At 60.0% G+C, this 16,971-nt stretch carries 15 protein-coding genes; 11 read left to right on the forward strand and 4 right to left on the reverse strand.

What is annotated here, in order from left to right:
- Nucleotides 1-493: 493 nt before the first annotated feature.
- The 6 genes from BG455_RS15930 (at nt 494) to BG455_RS15955 (ending at nt 7,311) form a co-directional block, all read left to right on the forward strand.
- The gene (locus tag BG455_RS15930) at nt 494-1,390 is read left to right on the forward strand and encodes a class II glutamine amidotransferase (RefSeq protein ID WP_071471005.1); all 897 of its coding nucleotides are present in this window, start codon (nt 494-496) and stop codon (nt 1,388-1,390) included.
- A 3-nt stretch (nt 1,391-1,393) separates the two neighbouring features.
- Nucleotides 1,394-2,077, forward strand: coding sequence for a GltB/FmdC/FwdC-like GXGXG domain-containing protein (locus BG455_RS15935; RefSeq protein ID WP_071471006.1), 684 nt, complete (start codon nt 1,394-1,396; stop codon nt 2,075-2,077).
- Nucleotides 2,078-2,089: 12 nt separating this feature from the next.
- Entirely contained in the window at nt 2,090-3,433 is a 1,344-nt protein-coding gene (locus BG455_RS15940) for an FMN-binding glutamate synthase family protein (RefSeq protein WP_071471007.1), read from the forward strand.
- 75 nt (nt 3,434-3,508) lie between these two features.
- Nucleotides 3,509-4,840 (forward strand): type III glutamate--ammonia ligase, encoded by a 1,332-nt coding sequence (gene glnT / locus BG455_RS15945; RefSeq protein WP_071471008.1) that lies wholly within the window; start codon nt 3,509-3,511, stop codon nt 4,838-4,840.
- A 91-nt stretch (nt 4,841-4,931) separates the two neighbouring features.
- Nucleotides 4,932-6,041, forward strand: coding sequence for an ATP-binding protein (locus BG455_RS15950; RefSeq protein WP_071471101.1), 1,110 nt, complete (start codon nt 4,932-4,934; stop codon nt 6,039-6,041).
- Between the two features lies 1 nt (nt 6,042).
- Nucleotides 6,043-7,311, forward strand: a complete 1,269-nt coding sequence (locus BG455_RS15955) for a vWA domain-containing protein (RefSeq protein WP_071471102.1) — start codon at nt 6,043-6,045, stop codon at nt 7,309-7,311.
- Here the strand turns inward: BG455_RS15955 and BG455_RS15960 are convergent.
- A complete protein-coding gene (locus BG455_RS15960) occupies nt 7,297-7,983 on the reverse strand; it encodes a hypothetical protein (protein WP_071471009.1) in 687 nt (228 codons plus the stop codon). The two genes, BG455_RS15955 and BG455_RS15960, sit on opposite strands and share 15 nt — an antisense overlap.
- A gap of 87 nt (nt 7,984-8,070) precedes the next feature.
- On the opposite strand from BG455_RS15960, the gene BG455_RS15965 reads away from it, so the two are divergent.
- Nucleotides 8,071-8,862, forward strand: a complete 792-nt coding sequence (locus BG455_RS15965; protein WP_071471010.1) for an SDR family NAD(P)-dependent oxidoreductase — start codon at nt 8,071-8,073, stop codon at nt 8,860-8,862.
- Nucleotides 8,859-9,611 (forward strand): SDR family NAD(P)-dependent oxidoreductase, encoded by a 753-nt coding sequence (locus tag BG455_RS15970; protein ID WP_071471011.1) that lies wholly within the window; start codon nt 8,859-8,861, stop codon nt 9,609-9,611. The genes BG455_RS15965 and BG455_RS15970 overlap by 4 nt, the downstream gene beginning before the upstream one ends.
- Before the next feature lie 4 nt (nt 9,612-9,615).
- On the opposite strand, the gene cobT is transcribed toward BG455_RS15970, so the two are convergent.
- Nucleotides 9,616-11,484: a cobaltochelatase subunit CobT gene (gene cobT, locus BG455_RS15975; protein ID WP_071471103.1), complete on the reverse strand. Its 1,869-nt coding sequence runs from the start codon at nt 11,482-11,484 to the stop codon at nt 9,616-9,618.
- 443 nt (nt 11,485-11,927) lie between these two features.
- On the opposite strand from cobT, the gene BG455_RS15980 reads away from it, so the two are divergent.
- Both BG455_RS15980 and BG455_RS15985 read left to right on the forward strand, forming a co-directional pair.
- Nucleotides 11,928-12,239, forward strand: coding sequence for an H-NS histone family protein (locus tag BG455_RS15980; protein WP_071471012.1), 312 nt, complete (start codon nt 11,928-11,930; stop codon nt 12,237-12,239).
- A gap of 41 nt (nt 12,240-12,280) precedes the next feature.
- Nucleotides 12,281-13,156, forward strand: a complete 876-nt coding sequence (locus BG455_RS15985) for a YihY/virulence factor BrkB family protein (RefSeq protein WP_170124758.1) — start codon at nt 12,281-12,283, stop codon at nt 13,154-13,156.
- On the opposite strand, the gene map is transcribed toward BG455_RS15985, so the two are convergent.
- Both map and BG455_RS17620 read right to left on the reverse strand, forming a co-directional pair.
- A complete protein-coding gene (gene map / locus BG455_RS15990; protein ID WP_071471014.1) occupies nt 13,113-13,901 on the reverse strand; it encodes a type I methionyl aminopeptidase in 789 nt (262 codons plus the stop codon). The two genes, BG455_RS15985 and map, sit on opposite strands and share 44 nt — an antisense overlap.
- 118 nt (nt 13,902-14,019) lie before the next feature.
- Nucleotides 14,020-14,322 (reverse strand): hypothetical protein, encoded by a 303-nt coding sequence (locus tag BG455_RS17620; protein ID WP_245735574.1) that lies wholly within the window; start codon nt 14,320-14,322, stop codon nt 14,020-14,022.
- Here BG455_RS17620 and BG455_RS15995 point away from each other — a divergent pair.
- Nucleotides 14,245-16,950 carry a PAS domain-containing protein gene (locus BG455_RS15995; RefSeq protein WP_245735573.1) on the forward strand — a complete coding sequence of 902 codons (2,706 nt, stop codon included), beginning with the start codon at nt 14,245-14,247 and terminating at the stop codon, nt 16,948-16,950. The two genes, BG455_RS17620 and BG455_RS15995, sit on opposite strands and share 78 nt — an antisense overlap.
- The last annotated feature ends 21 nt before the right edge of the window (nt 16,951-16,971 follow it).

The raw sequence follows: 16,971 nt of genomic DNA on the forward strand, positions 1-16,971 counted from the left end.
GAGGGCTTGGGGGCATTTGAGGTATGAGACTAGCCGCGCAGCGTCGGGCCGTGGTGCGGCGATCCCCGATCTATGCTGGATAACTTTATGCCAGTCAAATCCGCGAAAGATCGAGGCTTTGCGCGTAGCCAAGCCAAATCGCCGTGCCGGGGGACGGCCCGGCGATGCGCGGCGGGCCTACGGCCCTTGATTCCGCGCGAACGGCTGAAAAACCCCGCAGTACCGACCTGCATTGCCAATTCACGGAACCCGATGTCAGACGCTCAACACCAGCCTGCATATGGCGCGCGCCTGTGGGCAAATTTCCTGCGGCCCGCCGGTTGCAGCCCATGCGCGGCATGTGACGCCTTTTCAATCCCTGCAAAGCCCGCGAAGGTGCTAAAAAATCGGGCACATCCTCACCCCGCAGGAAAATATGTTTCTTGCAAGTTGAACTTCTCGAAGGGTACACCTAGGCTAAGTCAACCCTCGATCACGAGAAGGAGCGGCACGCATGTGCGGAATTGTTGGTTTGTTCCTGAAAGACAAATCTCTTGAACCAAGACTGGGCCAGTTGCTGACAGAGATGCTGGTCACCATGACCGACCGTGGCCCCGACAGCGCAGGGATTGCGATTTATCGGGGCGGCGATGCCGCGCTTTCGAAACTGACCGTGCAATCGGATCAGGCCGATGCGGATTTCGCCACGCTGGCGGCCGATCTGGGCGCGGAAATCGGCGCAGATGTCAGCATGCGCCGTGCTGACAGCCACGCGGTTCTCAGCCTGCCTGCGGACAAGGCCCAAGACGCGCGCGCGGCCCTTGCAACCCTGCGCCCCGGCCTGCGCATCATGAGTGATGGCGCGAATGTCGAAATCTATAAATCCGTGGGCCTGCCCAAGGATGTGGCCGCGCGGTTCGATCTGGCGGCGATGTCTGGCACGCATGGCATTGGGCATACGCGCATGGCCACCGAATCTGCGGTCACGACCCAAGGCGCGCATCCGTTCTCGACCGGATCGGACCAGTGCCTTGTGCATAACGGCTCGCTGTCCAACCACAACAACTGGCGGCGCAAGCTCAAGCGCGAAGGGGTGCGGATCGAAAGCCAGAACGACACCGAAGTGGGCGCGGCCTATCTGACATGGAAAATGCAGAAAGGCGCATCCCTGGGCGAGGCGCTGGAGGGCACATTGCAAGACCTTGACGGGTTCTTCACCTTTGTTGTCGGCACGAAAGACGGCTTTGGCGTGGTGCGCGACCCGATTGCCTGCAAACCTGCTGTCATGGCCGAAACCGACCAATATGTGGCCTTCGGGTCTGAATATCGCGCGCTGGTGAACCTGCCGGGGATCGAGGCCGCCCGCGTCTGGGAACCAGAGCCTGCAACTGTCTATTTCTGGAGCCATTGAGCCATGCAAACACTTGATCTTGCAACCACATCTCTGCGCGAGATGAACGCAACGCTTCAGGCGCAAAAAGACCAGACCAACGCGACGCAATGGAGCATTGAAAACCCGCGCGGCGCGCATGCCATCGCCGTAGGGTTGGATGCCCCGATAGAGGTGACTGTGCGCGGCTCTACCGGCTATTACTGCGCAGGCATGAACAAGCAGGCGACAGTGCATGTCACAGGCTCTGCCGGGCCGGGCGTGGCGGAAAACATGATGTCGGGCACTGTCATAATCGAGGGCGATGCCAGCCAGTATGCTGGCGCGACAGGGCGCGGGGGCTTGCTGGTGATCAAGGGCAATGCCGCGTCACGCTGCGGGATCTCGATGAAAGGCATCGACATCGTGGTTCAGGGCAATATCGGGCATATGTCGGCCTTCATGGGGCAGGCGGGCAATCTGGTAGTCTGCGGCGACGCAGGCGACGCTTTGGGTGACTCGCTCTATGAAGCGCGGCTGTTCGTGCGCGGGTCGGTCAAAAGCCTTGGTGCGGATTGCATCGAGAAAGAGATGCGGCCCGAGCATCTGGAGATTTTGCGCGCGTTGCTGGAACGCGCGGGAATTGACGCCAAGCCAGAGGAATTCCGCCGCTATGGATCAGCGCGCAAGCTGTATAATTTCGACATCGACAATGCTGCGGCATATTAAGGATAGATCGTCATGAATGACCACGACAAACGCATTCCGCAGACCGTGCCGATCCAGTCCGCGACATTTACAAACCCCATCAACGCCGAAATCCGGCGGGCAGCGGCCACGGGCATTTACGACATTCGTGGCGGTGGTGCAAAGCGCCGCGTGCCGCATTTCGATGATCTGCTGTTTCTGGGCGCATCCATCAGCCGCTACCCGCTGGAAGGCTACCGCGAGAAATGCGACACGCGCGTGACACTTGGCACGCGCTTCGCCAAGAAACCAATCGAGCTGGACATTCCCATCACCATTGCGGGCATGAGTTTTGGCGCGCTGTCGGCGCAGGCGAAAGAAGCGCTGGGGCGCGGGGCATCTGCGGCGGGCACCTCGACCACCACGGGCGACGGGGGCATGACGCCCGAAGAACGCGGCCATTCCACCAAGCTGGTCTATCAATACCTGCCGTCCCGCTACGGGATGAACCCCGACGACCTGCGCCGCGCCGATGCGATTGAGATTGTCGTGGGCCAAGGCGCGAAACCGGGGGGCGGCGGCATGCTTTTGGGGCAGAAAATTTCCGACCGCGTGGCCGAAATGCGCACGCTGCCCAAAGGAATTGACCAGCGGTCTGCCTGTCGTCACCCCGACTGGACAGGGCCGGACGATCTGGAAATCAAGATACTGGAGTTGCGCGAAATTACCGGCTGGCAAGCGCCGATCTATGTGAAAGTGGGCGGCACGCGGCCTTATTACGACGTGGCGCTGGCGGTCAAGGCGGGCGCGGATGTGGTGGTGCTGGACGGCATGCAAGGCGGCACAGCGGCCACGCAGGATGTGTTCATCGAGAATGTGGGCCTGCCGACACTGGCCTGTATCCGCCCTGCCGTGCGCGCCCTGCAAGACCTTGGCCTGCACCGCGAGGTGCAGTTGATCGTCTCTGGCGGCATCCGCACCGGCGCGGATGTGGCCAAGGCCATGGCCTTGGGCGCGGATGCGGTGGCGATTGGCACGGCAGCCCTGATTGCACTGGGCGACAATGACCCGAAATGGGAGGCCGAGTATCAGAAACTTGGAACCACAACAGGGGCCTATGACGATTGGCACGAAGGGCGCGACCCGGCAGGCATTACCACCCAAGACCCGGATCTTGCCGCGCGCCTTGATCCGATCGAAGGCGGACGGCGGCTGCGCAACTACCTGAAGGTCATGACACTGGAAGCGCAGACCATCGCGCGCGCCTGCGGGCATAACCACCTGCACAATCTGGAACCCGAAGACCTGTGCGCCCTGACGATGGAGGCTGCGGCCATGGCGCAAATTCCACTGGCCGGCACGGATTGGTATCCGGGCAAACCCGGCACCAGCTACTGAAACCCGCGCGGGTCAGACACTGTTCTGGCCCGCGTTTTTGCTTCTGCAACACGCGACCAACAGGGACAGAACAGCATGACACAAGATCTTGCACAATTCGCAGCCGAACGCGGCGTCAAGTATTTTATGATCTCTTTCACCGACCTGTTCGGCGGGCAACGCGCGAAACTTGTGCCTGCGCAGGCCATTGCCGATATGCAGGAAGATGGCGCAGGCTTTGCGGGCTTTGCCACATGGCTGGACCTGACGCCCGCGCATCCCGATATGCTGGCCGTGCCAGACCCTTCATCCGTCATTCAACTGCCATGGAAGCCCGAAGTGGCATGGGTCGCCGCCGATTGCGTGATGGAGGGGCAGGATGTGGCCCAAGCCCCGCGCAATGTGCTGCGCCGCCAGATTGCCAAGGCCGCACAAGAAGGGCTGCATGTCAAAACCGGCATCGAGGCCGAATTCTTTTTGCTCACCCCCGATGGCAAACAGATTTCCGACCCGTTCGATACTGCCGAAAAGCCCTGCTATGACCAACAGGCCGTGATGCGCCGCTATGACGTGGTGCGCGAGATTTGCGATTACATGCTTGATCTGGGCTGGGGGCCGTACCAGACCGACCATGAAGACGCCAATGGCCAGTTTGAAATGAACTGGGAATTTGACGATGCGCTTGCCACGGCCGACAAGCACAGTTTCTTCAAGTTCATGGTCAAATCCGTGGCCGAAGCACATGGGCTGCGCGCCACATTCATGCCCAAACCCATTGAGGGGCTGACCGGCAATGGCTGCCATGTGCATGTCTCTGTCTGGGATGCACCGGGGCGGGGCAAGGGCAAGAATGCCTTTGCAACAGCTACAGGCGAAGGGCCAACCCGCGAATTGGGCCTGTCGGATCAGGGCGCGTACTTCCTTGGCGGGATCATGAAACACGCCAGCGCCTTGGCCGCGATCACCAACCCCACCGTGAACAGCTACAAGCGCATCAATGCGCCACGCACCCTGTCAGGGGCCACATGGGCGCCCAATTCCGTCACATGGACAGGCAACAACCGCACCCATATGGTGCGCGTGCCGGGGCCGGGGCGGTTTGAATTGCGCCTGCCCGATGGCGCGGCCAACCCCTACCTTTTGCAAGCCGTCATTATTGCGGCGGGGCTAAGCGGCATCCATTCCAAGGCCGATCCGGGCCAGCGCTGGGATATTGACATGTATGCTGAAGGCCACAAGGTAGAGGGCGCGCCAAAACTGCCGCTGAACCTGTTGGACGCGCTGCGCGCCTATGAGGCAGATGACGCGCTTATGGAGATGATGGGCGCGGAATTCTCGCAAGCCTTCCTGAAACTCAAGCGGCAGGAATGGAATTCCTTTGTGTCGCATTTCAGCCGGTGGGAACGGGAAAACACGCTCGACATCTGACACAGCCCCCCAAGCCTGCCCCATATGGGGCTTGCCAAGCAGCCTGTCTGGGCCAGATATTGCAGGGCATCCCCAAAGCAAGGCGCAGAAGATCATGGTGAACACCCCCCCTGTCGCAACAGGTCAGGCGCTGAAGCTGTTGCAGGCAGGCTGGGTGGCGCAGCGCGATCATGGCTTTCGTGCAAGCTGGATGCTGCATGGCCGCCCCGGCATAGGCAAGACCGAGATTGTCCAGAAATTCGCCCGTGACATTGGCGCGAAACTCTATGACCTGCGCCTGACCACGATAGAGCCGCAAGACCTGCGCGGCCTGCCCTTTTTCGACCTTGAAGCAAAGCGCACGGTCTGGTTCCGGCCCGAAGACCTGCCAGATGACCCCGATGCGCCTTCGGTCCTATTTCTGGATGAATTGACCGCCGCCGCCCCCCATCTGCAACCCACAGTCTATGGGTTGCTGCAAGAACGCCGCGTTGGGCCGCATAAATTGCCTGACAGCTGCTTTCTGATTGCAGCAGGCAATATGGTCGAAGATGGGGCCATCGCCTATGAAATGGGAACCGCCCTGTCAGACCGGCTGATCCATCTGCGCCTTGGGGCCAGTGCCGATGACTGGCTGCGCAACTATGCTGTGCCCAATGCGTTGGACCCTGCGGTGATTGCCTTTATCCGCACGCGGCCCGATTGCCTTGACACGATCGAGGATGCCTTGCGCCGCGGCGAGATGATCGCCTGCACACCGCGGTCTTGGGCGCGGGTGTCGGAATTGATGCGCACGATCAAGGATCGCGGCTTACGCAACACGGCCATTGCAGGGGTCTTGGGCGAGAATGTCGCGGCAGAATTCCGGCTGATCGCCGAAGATATCGCGGCCACTGTCCAGCTAGAGGCGCTGTTGGATACCAAAGACCGCGCCGCCCTTTACCCCGCCTCAATGCATGGAATGACCGCGCTGGTTTATGCGCTGATCGCGCGGGCAGATGCAGACAGCTTGCCCCTGATTATCGAGATCATGGCCGAATTGCGGGGGCTGGGCAGGCTGCGCGGCGCACCCTTTGACGCCATGCCACTGGCGGAACTCGGCACGCACGGGTTTGAAGTGCTGATCGCCAAAGCGTTGGAGCATGGCTGGCAGGAAACCTTCCTCACCTCGAACGCCTATGCCGCCTATGCGCGCGAACGCGACGCGGCAGGCCTTGGCTGAGATGCGCCACTCCCAGCGCGCAACCGCCGCCTTGCAGGCGCTGACCGAACAAGACCCCGCCTTGGCGGCGCTTGCCCTGTGGTGCCAGCACCGCGATGACGACCGAACGGCGCTGGCCGAAACTTGGGGCAGTGAAATCCGCTATGGTGCAGGTTTTGCCGCACTGCCCTTGCATGAACAGACAGGTGTTGCGGGCCATCACATTTTGCATGTGGCCTTGCAGCATCCGGGCCGGATGCAGGCCATGGCCGACCGCATGGGGCCGGATTTCGCGCCAGACATCTGGCAGATCGGCTGCGATGCGCTGATAAACGAGGCACTTCTGGCCGCAGGTCATGCACTGCCCCGCCCTGCCCTGACCCTGTCGCGGCTGATGGAGTCCATTGGCGCAAAGTCAGACACCGCCCTGCTGGCCGAATGGGATGCGGAACGCCTGTATCACCGCCTTGTGCAAACGGGGGCCAGCGGCGGGCGGGGCGAGAGCACACGCAAGGACAGTGCCGCCCTGACGCGCGCCTATGCGCAAGACCAAGGGTTCCAGCCCGATTTCACGGCGGCAGACACAGCGGCAGAAGATAGCGCAGCCCCCGACCAAGTTGATGCAGGCGACTGGCGCGCGCATCTGGCGCGCGCACTGGCAGCAGGGCGCATGGCCGGTGTGGGGCTTGGCGCGCTGGGGCTGCGGTTGGCGGACCTGCCGCAACCACACACCCCGTGGGAATTGGTGCTGCGCCGCCTGCTGCTGCGCGCCACACTGCAACGCCCCGCCCCCAGCACCGCGCGCCCATCGCGCCGCTGGCTGGCGCAGGCGGGGCTGGCGGTGGGGTCCGGCGCGGCCCTGCCCGCATGGCAACCCCGCCTGCAAGCCCCCCAAGCCAGCCCTGCAATTGCGGTGGCACTGGATTGCTCTGGCTCGATCCCGACAGATATGCTGCGCCGCCTTGTGGCAGAGGCCAGCGGCATTGCGCGGCGCATGACAGCACGCGTGACGCTGCTGGTGTTTGACGAGGAGATACGCCACGAGATCACGCTGGACCCTGCAAACTGGCGCCAAACCCTTGCCACGCTGGAGCTGCCCGAAGGCGGCGGCACCGATTTCCGCCCTGTTCTGGCACGCGCCAGCGCGCTGGGTGCCTCGGTTCTGGTCGTGCTAAGCGACCTCGATGGCCCCACGGGTGGCAAGCGCCCCGCCTGCCCTGTCATCTGGGCCAGCCCCGATTTGCAGCCCCGTGCCATGCCCTTTGGGCATGTCCTGTCACTCGCCCGCTGAGCGCGCGGCCATCAGCGCAGCCATGCGCGCATGGGCCGACACTTGCACAGGCTCAAACGTCAGATCATGGATTTCAATCTTGCGGGCCAGCCCGATGCGTTGCAACTGCCGCTCGGTCAGAGGTGGCGCAAATAGCATGTCTGCAATCAACGCGCGCTCTCCCGCATCCAGCGCCAACAACTCTGGCCCCTCATCCGATTGCACCGAAACCAGCGACAAGGGCGCGACCCTTAGCAGATCGGATTGCTCGATCACCAGATGCAGGCAGCCCGACTGCAACCCGCGCCCCGCCGCAATCTTGGTCAGGATCGCGCGGGCACGCGCGCGCAGCATATCCAGCCCGCTATCGGCCTGCGCGTCAGACACCAGCGCCGCGCGTTGCGCAGGCGTCGCACGCAGCAAGCGGGCCTCGACCAGATAAATCACAATCAGCATCAGGATCGGCGCTTTTGCGATGATGATGGCATAGTCCTGCCAGACCAGCGCGGCCACAACAAAAGGCAGCAATGCCAGCGCATAGCGCAACACCTCGGTTTCGAACACAACACGCAGCCACAGCCGCCAGCCGCCCTGACGGGGCCATAAAATGGTGCGCCCCAGAAACCGCCGTGGCAACCAGCGGATATCCAGTGCGGTGCGGTTGGCGACAGTATCGGGGCAAAGAATGAACATGGGGTGATTATGGTGCAGAATCCTGCGCCATCAAGCCTGCTTGCCGCGCAGATCGTGCGATTGCGGCCAGATTGACCTTGCCTGCGTTTGTCACATCTTGAACAAGATGTGCAGACCGACGGAACAGGCGGCCATTTGTGGATCAGGGGTGTGATGACGGGTTCAGGGAAAATTTGCCTGCTGACAGGGGCCTCGCATGGTTTGGGGCTGGCATTGGCGCAGGAACTTGTTGCGCGCGGCTATCAGGTACTGGGCACGGGCCGCAGGCCGCATGCAGAGTTGCCAGCGGATTTCCCCGATTGCGCCTATCTTCCGGTCGATCTGACGCAGGCGGATGCAGCGCCGCGCATTGCCGCGTGGTGCGCGCGGCAGGTGGCAGGCCCCCTGCCCCTTGCCATTCTGAATGCAGGCGCAGGGCGCTATCGCCCGCTATCGGATGAAACCGCCGCCGAGATGGCAGAGGTGCTTCAGATCAATTTCGATGCGAATGTGCAGCTTGCCCAAGCGCTACACCCCAAATTGCAAGGCGGCACGCTTGGGTTGATCGGCTCTGTCGCGCATAAGGGGGCGGCGGGAATGCCGGTTTATGCCGCCAGCAAGGGCGCACTGGACGGGTTCGGGCGTGCCTTGGCGGAAGAATGGCGCGGTACAGTGCGGGTGCGAGTGCTGCACCCCGGCCCCGTTGCAACCGGCATGTCAGAGCGCGCGGGCCGCCCGCGCGATATGATAGACAGCCTGTTCCTGTCACCGCGCGCGGTGGCCATGACACTGCTGGACCGGCTGAACAGCACGCGCGGGCCAGACAGACAGGTTGTCTCATTCGCGCAAGTGGGCGGCCATATGCTGTGGCGCAAACTGGCGGGGGGGGCTGGGCGATGAATGTCTTGCTGACAGGGGCGGCCAGCGGGCTGGGGGCAGCACTGTTGCGTGCCTGCATTGCGCGGGGCGACAGTGTTTGCGTGATTGATATAGATGCGCGCCCGCCCAACCTGCCCGACACGGTAACATGGCTGCAACATGATCTGTCCGACACGGACCCTGCCTTATGGGACAGAATTGCAGATGCAATCGCACAGCAAGACCCGTTCGATCTGACGGTCCTTTGCGCGGGGATAAGCGCGACCGGCCCTTTCGAGACCATCAGCGCCCATGCCCACCAACAGGTCAGCCGCATCAACCTGCATGCGCCGATGCGGCTTTGCCTGATCTTGCAGCAGCGCGGCGCGCTGGCACAGGGGGGACGGCTGGTCTTTGTGGCGTCGCTGTCATGCTTCACCGGATATCCGGGGGCAGCCAGCTACGGGGCCAGCAAAGACGGGCTGGCGGCCTTTGCGCGGTCCTTGCGCAGACCCATGCGGCGCGCGGGCGTGGCGGTGCAGCTGCTATGCCCCGGCCCGATGGACACGCCCCACGCCACCCGCTACGCCCCGAAAGGCGCGCGCGCAGACCGGCGCATCGCGCCACAGACCGTGGCGCAGATGGTGCTGGATGCGCCGCGCGCGCGTTTTGTGCTGGTGCCGGGGGCTGGCGCGAAGCTGGCGGCCCTTCTGGGCCGCCTTGCGCCTGCCATGATGACCCGCATCATGGGGCGGGTGCTGTTTGCCAAACTCAAGGACCAACCGCGCTGAAAGGTCACTTCGCGCGGTTGATCCCCCTGAAGCGCGCACGCGCGCGGGGGTCTTTGTCGAACAAGGCCGCCAGTTGTTCTGTCATGGCACCCGCCAGTTGCTCGACATCCGTGATTGTGACCGCGCGCTGGTAATAGCGCGTGACATCATGGCCAATGCCGATGGCCAGCAATTCCACAGCCTTGCGCCGCTCCACCATGGCGATCACATCGCGCAGGTGTTTTTCAAGGTAATTGGCAGCATTCACCGACAGGGTTGAATCGTCCACCGGTGCACCGTCAGAGATGACCATCAGAATGCGCCGCGCCTCTGGCCGGGCCATCATACGCCGATGCGCCCATTCCAGCGCCTCGCCGTCGATGTTTTCTTTCAGCAACCCTTCTTTCATCATCAGGCCCAGATTGGGGCGCACGCGCCGCCATGGCGCATCGGCCTGTTTATAGATGATATGGCGCAAGTCATTCAGGCGGCCCGGTTGCAGGCTGCGCCCCTCTTGCAGCCAGCGTTCGCGCGATTGCCCGCCCTTCCATGCGCGGGTGGTGAAGCCCAAAATCTCGACCTTGACGTTGCAGCGTTCCAGCGTGCGGGCCAGAACATCTGCGCAGATCGCGGCAATTGAAATGGGCCGCCCGCGCATGGAGCCGGAATTGTCCAGAAGCAGCGTCACCACTGTGTCGCGGAATTCGGTGTCCTTTTCCTGTTTGAATGACAGCGGCGTGGTGGGGTTGGCCACCACGCGCGCAAGGCGGCCTGCGTCCAGAATCCCCTCTTCCAGATCGAACAACCAAGAGCGGTTTTGCTGCGCTTGCAGGCGGCGCTGCAATTTATTTGCCAAACGCGACACAGCCCCTTTCAGCGGGTCAAGCTGCTGGTCAAGATAGGCGCGCAAGCGTTCCAGTTCCGCCGGTTCGGCCAGATCTTCGGCGCGCACTTCTTCATCAAAAGCGGTGCTGAACACTTTGTAATCTGCGCTGGCGTCCGAGTGGGGGGGCGGCGCGGGCGGGTCCAGCGGGGCGTCGGCCTCTGGCATCTGGGCCTCGTCGGACATCTCGTCTTCCGAATCAGTGTCGAGGGCGACATCGGCCTGCGCGCTGTCCTGCGCGGGGCTATCTTCGTCGCTGTCTTCGTCTGACTGGTCATCCTGCCCTTGGCTGTCGGGGTTTTCGGGGTCTTCTGTCTGCTCTTCTGCGTCGTCCTCGCTGGCCTCGTCCTCATCGCCGGTCTGATCAGGGTCTTCGCCAAGCTGGTCGCCATAGCCCAAATCGTCGATCATCTTGCGGGCAAACCGTGCGAAAGCACCCTGATCGGCCAGCACCTTTTCCAGACCCTCCAGCGTGCCGCCCGCGCGTTCCTCGATAAAACCGCGCCACAGGTCCAGCACATGGCTGGCGCCTTCAGGCAGCTCGCGGCCCGTTGCCAATTGGCGGATCATATAGGACGCAGCCACGGACAAGGGCGCATCCTGCCGGTCGCGGATCTGGCTGTAGCCCTTGCGCGTGGCTTCATGCGCGATGCGCGCGTCAATATTCTTGGAGGTGCCGGGCATATGGCGCGCGCCCACGGCCTCGCAGCGGGCCTCTTCCATCGCCTGATACAGGTCGCGCGCCATCTGGCCTTGGGGCATGTAGCGGGCATGCAGGGCATCGTTATGGTAGCGGTGCCGCAGCGCAAGCGTATCGGCAGTGCCCCGCGCCAGCAGCACCTCGTCGCGGGTCATGCGGCGGGTGACCTGCGGCAGGCGCATGGCGTCCCCGCTCATACCGGGGGGATCGACAGAATAAGTCACTGTCAGATCACGCGCATCCGCCATGGTGCGCGCGGCCTCGGAGAGTGCCTTCTTGAAAGGGTCGGCAGGGTTGTCAGTGCGGGTCATGCGCAGGTCCGGTGCTAGAGCGGTCAGAGCCGAGAGATAGACCACAGCGCAGGGAAAAGAAAGAATATCGCGCCATTTCCTTGGGGCAAACTGCGCCCAGCGCAGCGAAGCCACGCCCAAGGGCACAAAAACGGGTGCGCGGGCTTTGCCTTGGGCATTACAGGGCGGAAACAAACTGTAGCTGAAATGGAAAAAATAAAACTCGGGCGATTCGCACCTGCCGCCTGATAAAAGCACGACCAACACATGCAGCGCTCATATGGTTTCACTTACATCACGCGGTAGCCCGTGTATTTTCACAAATGTAAAATGATTTTGATCGGATTTTTGCTAATTCCATTCCTTAATTTTTAGAATGTAGCCCAAAAATTTTGATTTTGTCACTTGTGCACTTACCTGATATGGTGTGGTGTCTGAATTCACTGTAGCATACGAGGGTTAACATGACCGATGTGAGTACACTGTCACTGGATGAATTAAAGAAACTGCAAAAAGATGTTGCGAAAGCAATTGAGTCTTTTGAAGAACGCGCGCGCAAGAAGGCCCTTGCCGAAGCGGATGCTGTTGTCCGCCAGCACGGGTTTACAATTGACCAGCTGTTCGGAAAAGCCCCGAAAGCAACCCGCGCGGCGGTGGCACCGAAATATGCTAATCCAAGTGATCCTTCACAAACATGGACCGGACGCGGGCGCAAACCACGCTGGATCATTGCAGAGTTGGAATCTGGCAAGACGCTTGAAGATATGAGTATTTGATCAAGCGAATGCCTTCTTTGCATTCATCATTCCGTTTTTTGATGGATATGTATACCGCGATGAATGCGCGCAATATCGGGCTGCTCTCTGCGGGGGTGGCCTTTTTTGCGCTTCTGGCCGTGTTTCCCGGAATTGCGGCGCTGGTTTCGGTTTTCGGTTTCTTTGCTGACCCGCTGATGATTCAGGACCAGCTGTCCCTGCTGCAAGATCTGGTTCCCCCTGCCGCCTTTACACTGATGAGCAATCAGATCACGCGGCTGGTCTGGGCAAATGAAGGCGTGTTGGGCTGGACCAGTGCAATTTCCATTCTGGTGGCGCTGTTTCTGGCGCGCAGGGGGGTAGATGCAATGCTGATCGGGCTGTGTGCCATTCACGGCACACCGCGCCGGTCGGGGCTGTCGCATGCGCTGCGGGTGGCGGTGATTACCTTCGGAATGCTGATTGTGGGCGTCGTCGCGCTGCTGTCTATTCTGATTCTGCCCGTATTATTCGCCTTTTTCCCGATAATCGGCATTCAGGGACTAATGGTCGAGGTTACGCGGTGGTTTGTTTCTCTGGGGCTGGTCGCCCTCTGGATTTGGGTGTTTTACCGCATCGGCCCAAACCGCAATGACAAATCATATGCAGTATTGCGGCCCGGGCTTGTCATGGCAATGGCGCTATGGGTCAGCGCTTCTGCCGGGTTTTCGTATTACCTAAGCAATTTCGGGAATTATAACGAAATTTACGGCTCTATCGGCGCGGTTGTGGCTTTGCTGATGTGGTTTTATATTTCGGCCTATGCGGTCCTGCTGGGCGCGGTTTTGAACGCCACGCTAGAAATGCATCACGCCCATGCAGACACCAAAGCCACCAGCGAATGGCAAGGGCCGGTCAAGCCCATGTCGGATGAAACCGGCCCGCCGGAGAGCTTGTAAATATCTCGCACCCGTCAGCGGTGACGCCAATCGAATGCTCGAATTGGGCTGAAAGTGATTTATCACGCGTAACCGCTGTCCAGTCATCGCCCAAAACCTTGGTTTCAGGCCGTCCAAGATTGACCATCGGTTCTATTGTAAAGAACATTCCCTCTTCCAGCCTTGGCCCCTGCCCCGCGCGCCCGTAATGCAAAACATTCGGCGGCGCATGGAAAACCCTGCCCAGACCATGGCCACAAAAATCGCGCACAACCGACATGCGCTGGCTTTCGACATAGCTTTGAATTGCGTGGCCAATATCGCCGAATGTATTGCCGGGGCGCGCGGCCTCTATTCCCAGCATAAGCGAATCATAGGTTACTTGAATCAACCGCTCTGCCTTGCGTGGTAATTCGCCCGCAACATACATGCGCGAGGTGTCACCGAACCAGCCATCGACAATCACAGTTACATCTATATTCAGAATATCGCCGGATTTCAGAACTTTAGGGCCAGGTATGCCATGACACACGACATGGTTGACCGAAATGCAACTGGCATGCTGATACCCGCGATACCCGATGGTGGCCGATTCCGCGCCAGCGGCCATGACCTTTTCCGTGATGATCCGGTCAATCTCTGCTGTGGTCTGGCCGGGGTAGACGTGGTCTGTGATCTCATCAAGGATAATCGCCGCCAAGCGACCCGCTTTGTGCATGCCTGCGAAATCCGCACGCTCGTGCAGGCGGATTCCTTCCTTTGTCATGCGTCCATCGTGCTTGTCGTCCACGGCGCAACCCCTTATCTATATTTCAGCGGGCAAAATAGAGGGTCAGCGCCCGGAAAACCAGACTACGCTTTGTGCTTTCGCCATGATTTTTTCGTCAACGGCCTGATACCGAATTTTTCAACGCTGCAACGCGAATTTCGGTATCGAGGGTGAACCTTTGAAACAGGATATACAAATGGGCTTGCATTACACTTCTCCAAATAGCGCCGCTGCGGTTCCGCAGATATCCGACCCCTATCTCGCGCTGGCCGATGCGCAAACCTTCCTGCAACGCAGCACCCCTGCCAGACTGAACAAAGACATCGACACGGCCCTTGCGATGATCGGGCAGGCCCATGGTGCGGACAGGGCTGTTTTGTTCCGGATAAAGGACATGGTTTTTGTCGAGAATACGCATGAATGGCTGGCACCGGGGATAAAGCCCATGCAGCAAGGGTTGAAGGAAACGCCCTATTACGCGGGCGAGGCATTCTGGGCCGCCTTTCGCCGCGACGGGGTGCTTTTGCTTAGCGATATCGCCTCTGTTCCAGCGGGCTGTGACATGCACAAAATGCTTGTCGAGCAAGAAATAAAGTCACTGGTCGCAGCGCCGATCTGGTCGGCAGACGATATTGCGGGTTTTGTCGCACTGGATTACTGCAAGGCGCCGCGCGTTTTGGACGCGCGCGACGGGGCCCTTCTGCGCAGCTTTGCCGCAAGCCTTGGCGCGGCGCTGGACTTGCAATGCAGCGACAAGCAGCGCACCGCCCTGAGCGCCGAGTTGAAAACCGTCCAAGACAGGGTGTCAACCTATGTCAGGGCGCTACCAGAACTGCTGATCAAGGCTGACCGCAACGGCGTCGTTATAGGGTTTCACCAACGCCCGCCCCTGATCCTTGCACTGAATCCGGTCGAGGTTATTGGCCTTCCGCCAGAAGCATTTTTGCCCCCACATGTGGCCCGCATTGCGCGCCTTGCAATGGCGCAGGTCGATGCGAATGGCAGGTCCGAAACACATGACTATTCGATCACAATCAACGGCCAGCGCCGGCGCTTTGCGTTGCATGCCACACGCCGCCGCAAGGCAAAACCCGCTCACTTGCAAGGCTATCTTTTTGTCATCCGCGACATAACCGCAACCTATCATCAGACACATCGCACACGGCTTCTGGCGCGGGCTGCTGACCTGTCCAGCAATCTGGTTATGCTGACAGATGAAAACCGTCGCCTTACATGGATGAATCCTGCCGCTGTTTCCAGAACGGGCATTTCCCTTGAAGACGCGCTTGGCCGCCACCCCAGAGATGTGCTGCGCCTGGAGCAGGGCACCGATAACTCAAGTCATGATTTGTATGATGTGCTTACCCTGACCGATTATTTCAAAAAGGACGTGGCCGCAAAAAGCTGGAATGGCCTGCCATATTGGGTTGATCTGACTGTCCAACCCCTGCACGAGTCCGATGGCGAGCTTGAAGGGTATCTGGTGGTTGCCAGCGACATAAGCTTGCACAAACTGTCTGAATCGCGCGCCTTGCGCGAACGGACAAACACCATGGAAATGTCGGAAGATACAATTTCCATCAGCCAGCCTGACGGGCATTTCACCTATATGAACCCCGCGCTGCGGCGCATTCTGAACATTCCGGCCGACGCCCCGATCGAAGGGTTGACATGGAATGACGTCAACCCGCCCACTGTGAATGACAGATTTTCAGAAATCTTGCCTGTGCTATATGCCCAAGGGCAATGGAACGGCGAAATTGCCATGCCGCAACAGGGCGCGCCGGATCGATATTTCGACGTTGCGATCTGGGTGCAGGATGATGGCAGTTTCTTGACAATCGGGCGCGAGACGACAGCGCGCAAAGCTACTGAGAAACACAATGCCCTGCTGCGAGAGCAACTTCAAATCGCGCAAAGCCGCCAACAGATGGCACAGCTTGCGGGCGGTCTGGCGCATGACATTTTCAATTATATGGCCGTGAACCTGCATGCCATAGAAGCCCTGAAACCGCAGATCGGCGACGCCTCGGATGAAAACCTTGCCCGGATGGAGGCGGCGACAACGCAAGTGCTGTCGCTGGCAAAAACCATGAGCAAACTTGGCAAGCGCAGCGTCGCATACAGTGTCACGGACATATGCCCGATTGTGAAACAGGCGGCAGAGCTGATCTCGCCCAGTTTGGGCGGCGATGCCGTCCTCACACTGGACCTGCCAGACACCCCGATCGACATTGTCTGTGATCGAACAGAACTTATGCAAGCCTTGGTGAACCTGCTGATCAATGCGCGCGACGCACTGCAAGATGGCACAGACACAAACCCACAGATCACTGTGCACGTTCGCCAAGCCCCGCCAGTGGCGAATAATTTTTCGCTTGATGTGGGAACAATCTCGACCCAGTCGCGTTATGTCCAAGTGGACATTTGTGACACAGGTATTGGCCTTTGCGAAGATTCAAGAACAAAAATGTTTGATCCATATTTTACGACCAAAGGGGAAAACGGCACCGGCTTGGGCATGAGTATCGTGTCCCGCATCTTGCTTGAGAACAAAGCCGCCCTGCGCATTCAGTCAGAGCAGGGCAAAGGAACCTGCATGCAGATTTTCTGGCCAATCGCGGCACCGGACACGGCCGCGCAGTCAGAACTTTCTGAAAGCGCGCAAGCCTTGTCCTTGAAAGGGTTGAGTGTTTTGCTGGTAGACCATCAAGAAGCGGGCTTGATAGAAATGTCACATGTCCTGTCCAGAAATGGCGCAGAAGTTGTCAGTTGCCCTTGCCCCGAAGATGCAATCGAAGCGCTGATGGAAGACCCGAACTTTTGCGATGTCATTGTCATAAATGGAAATGGAGCGCCCGGACCACTTGCAAAGCTGACGGATCATGCAGATTTGAACTGCCCAATCATCTTGACAACCACAGATAAAAAATTGCATTTCGCAACGCATGGCATGCAAAACGAAAATATCACGCTTCTGCAAAAGCCGTTTTCGGCTTCGGCGCTGGTAACACTCCTTCACGACGCAACGCTGCGACGACATTAAGACGGGCAAGGTCAAGGGTAT

The organism is Roseinatronobacter thiooxidans (genome assembly GCF_001870675.1).
In the GTDB taxonomy this organism is placed as follows: domain Bacteria; phylum Pseudomonadota; class Alphaproteobacteria; order Rhodobacterales; family Rhodobacteraceae; genus Roseinatronobacter; species Roseinatronobacter thiooxidans.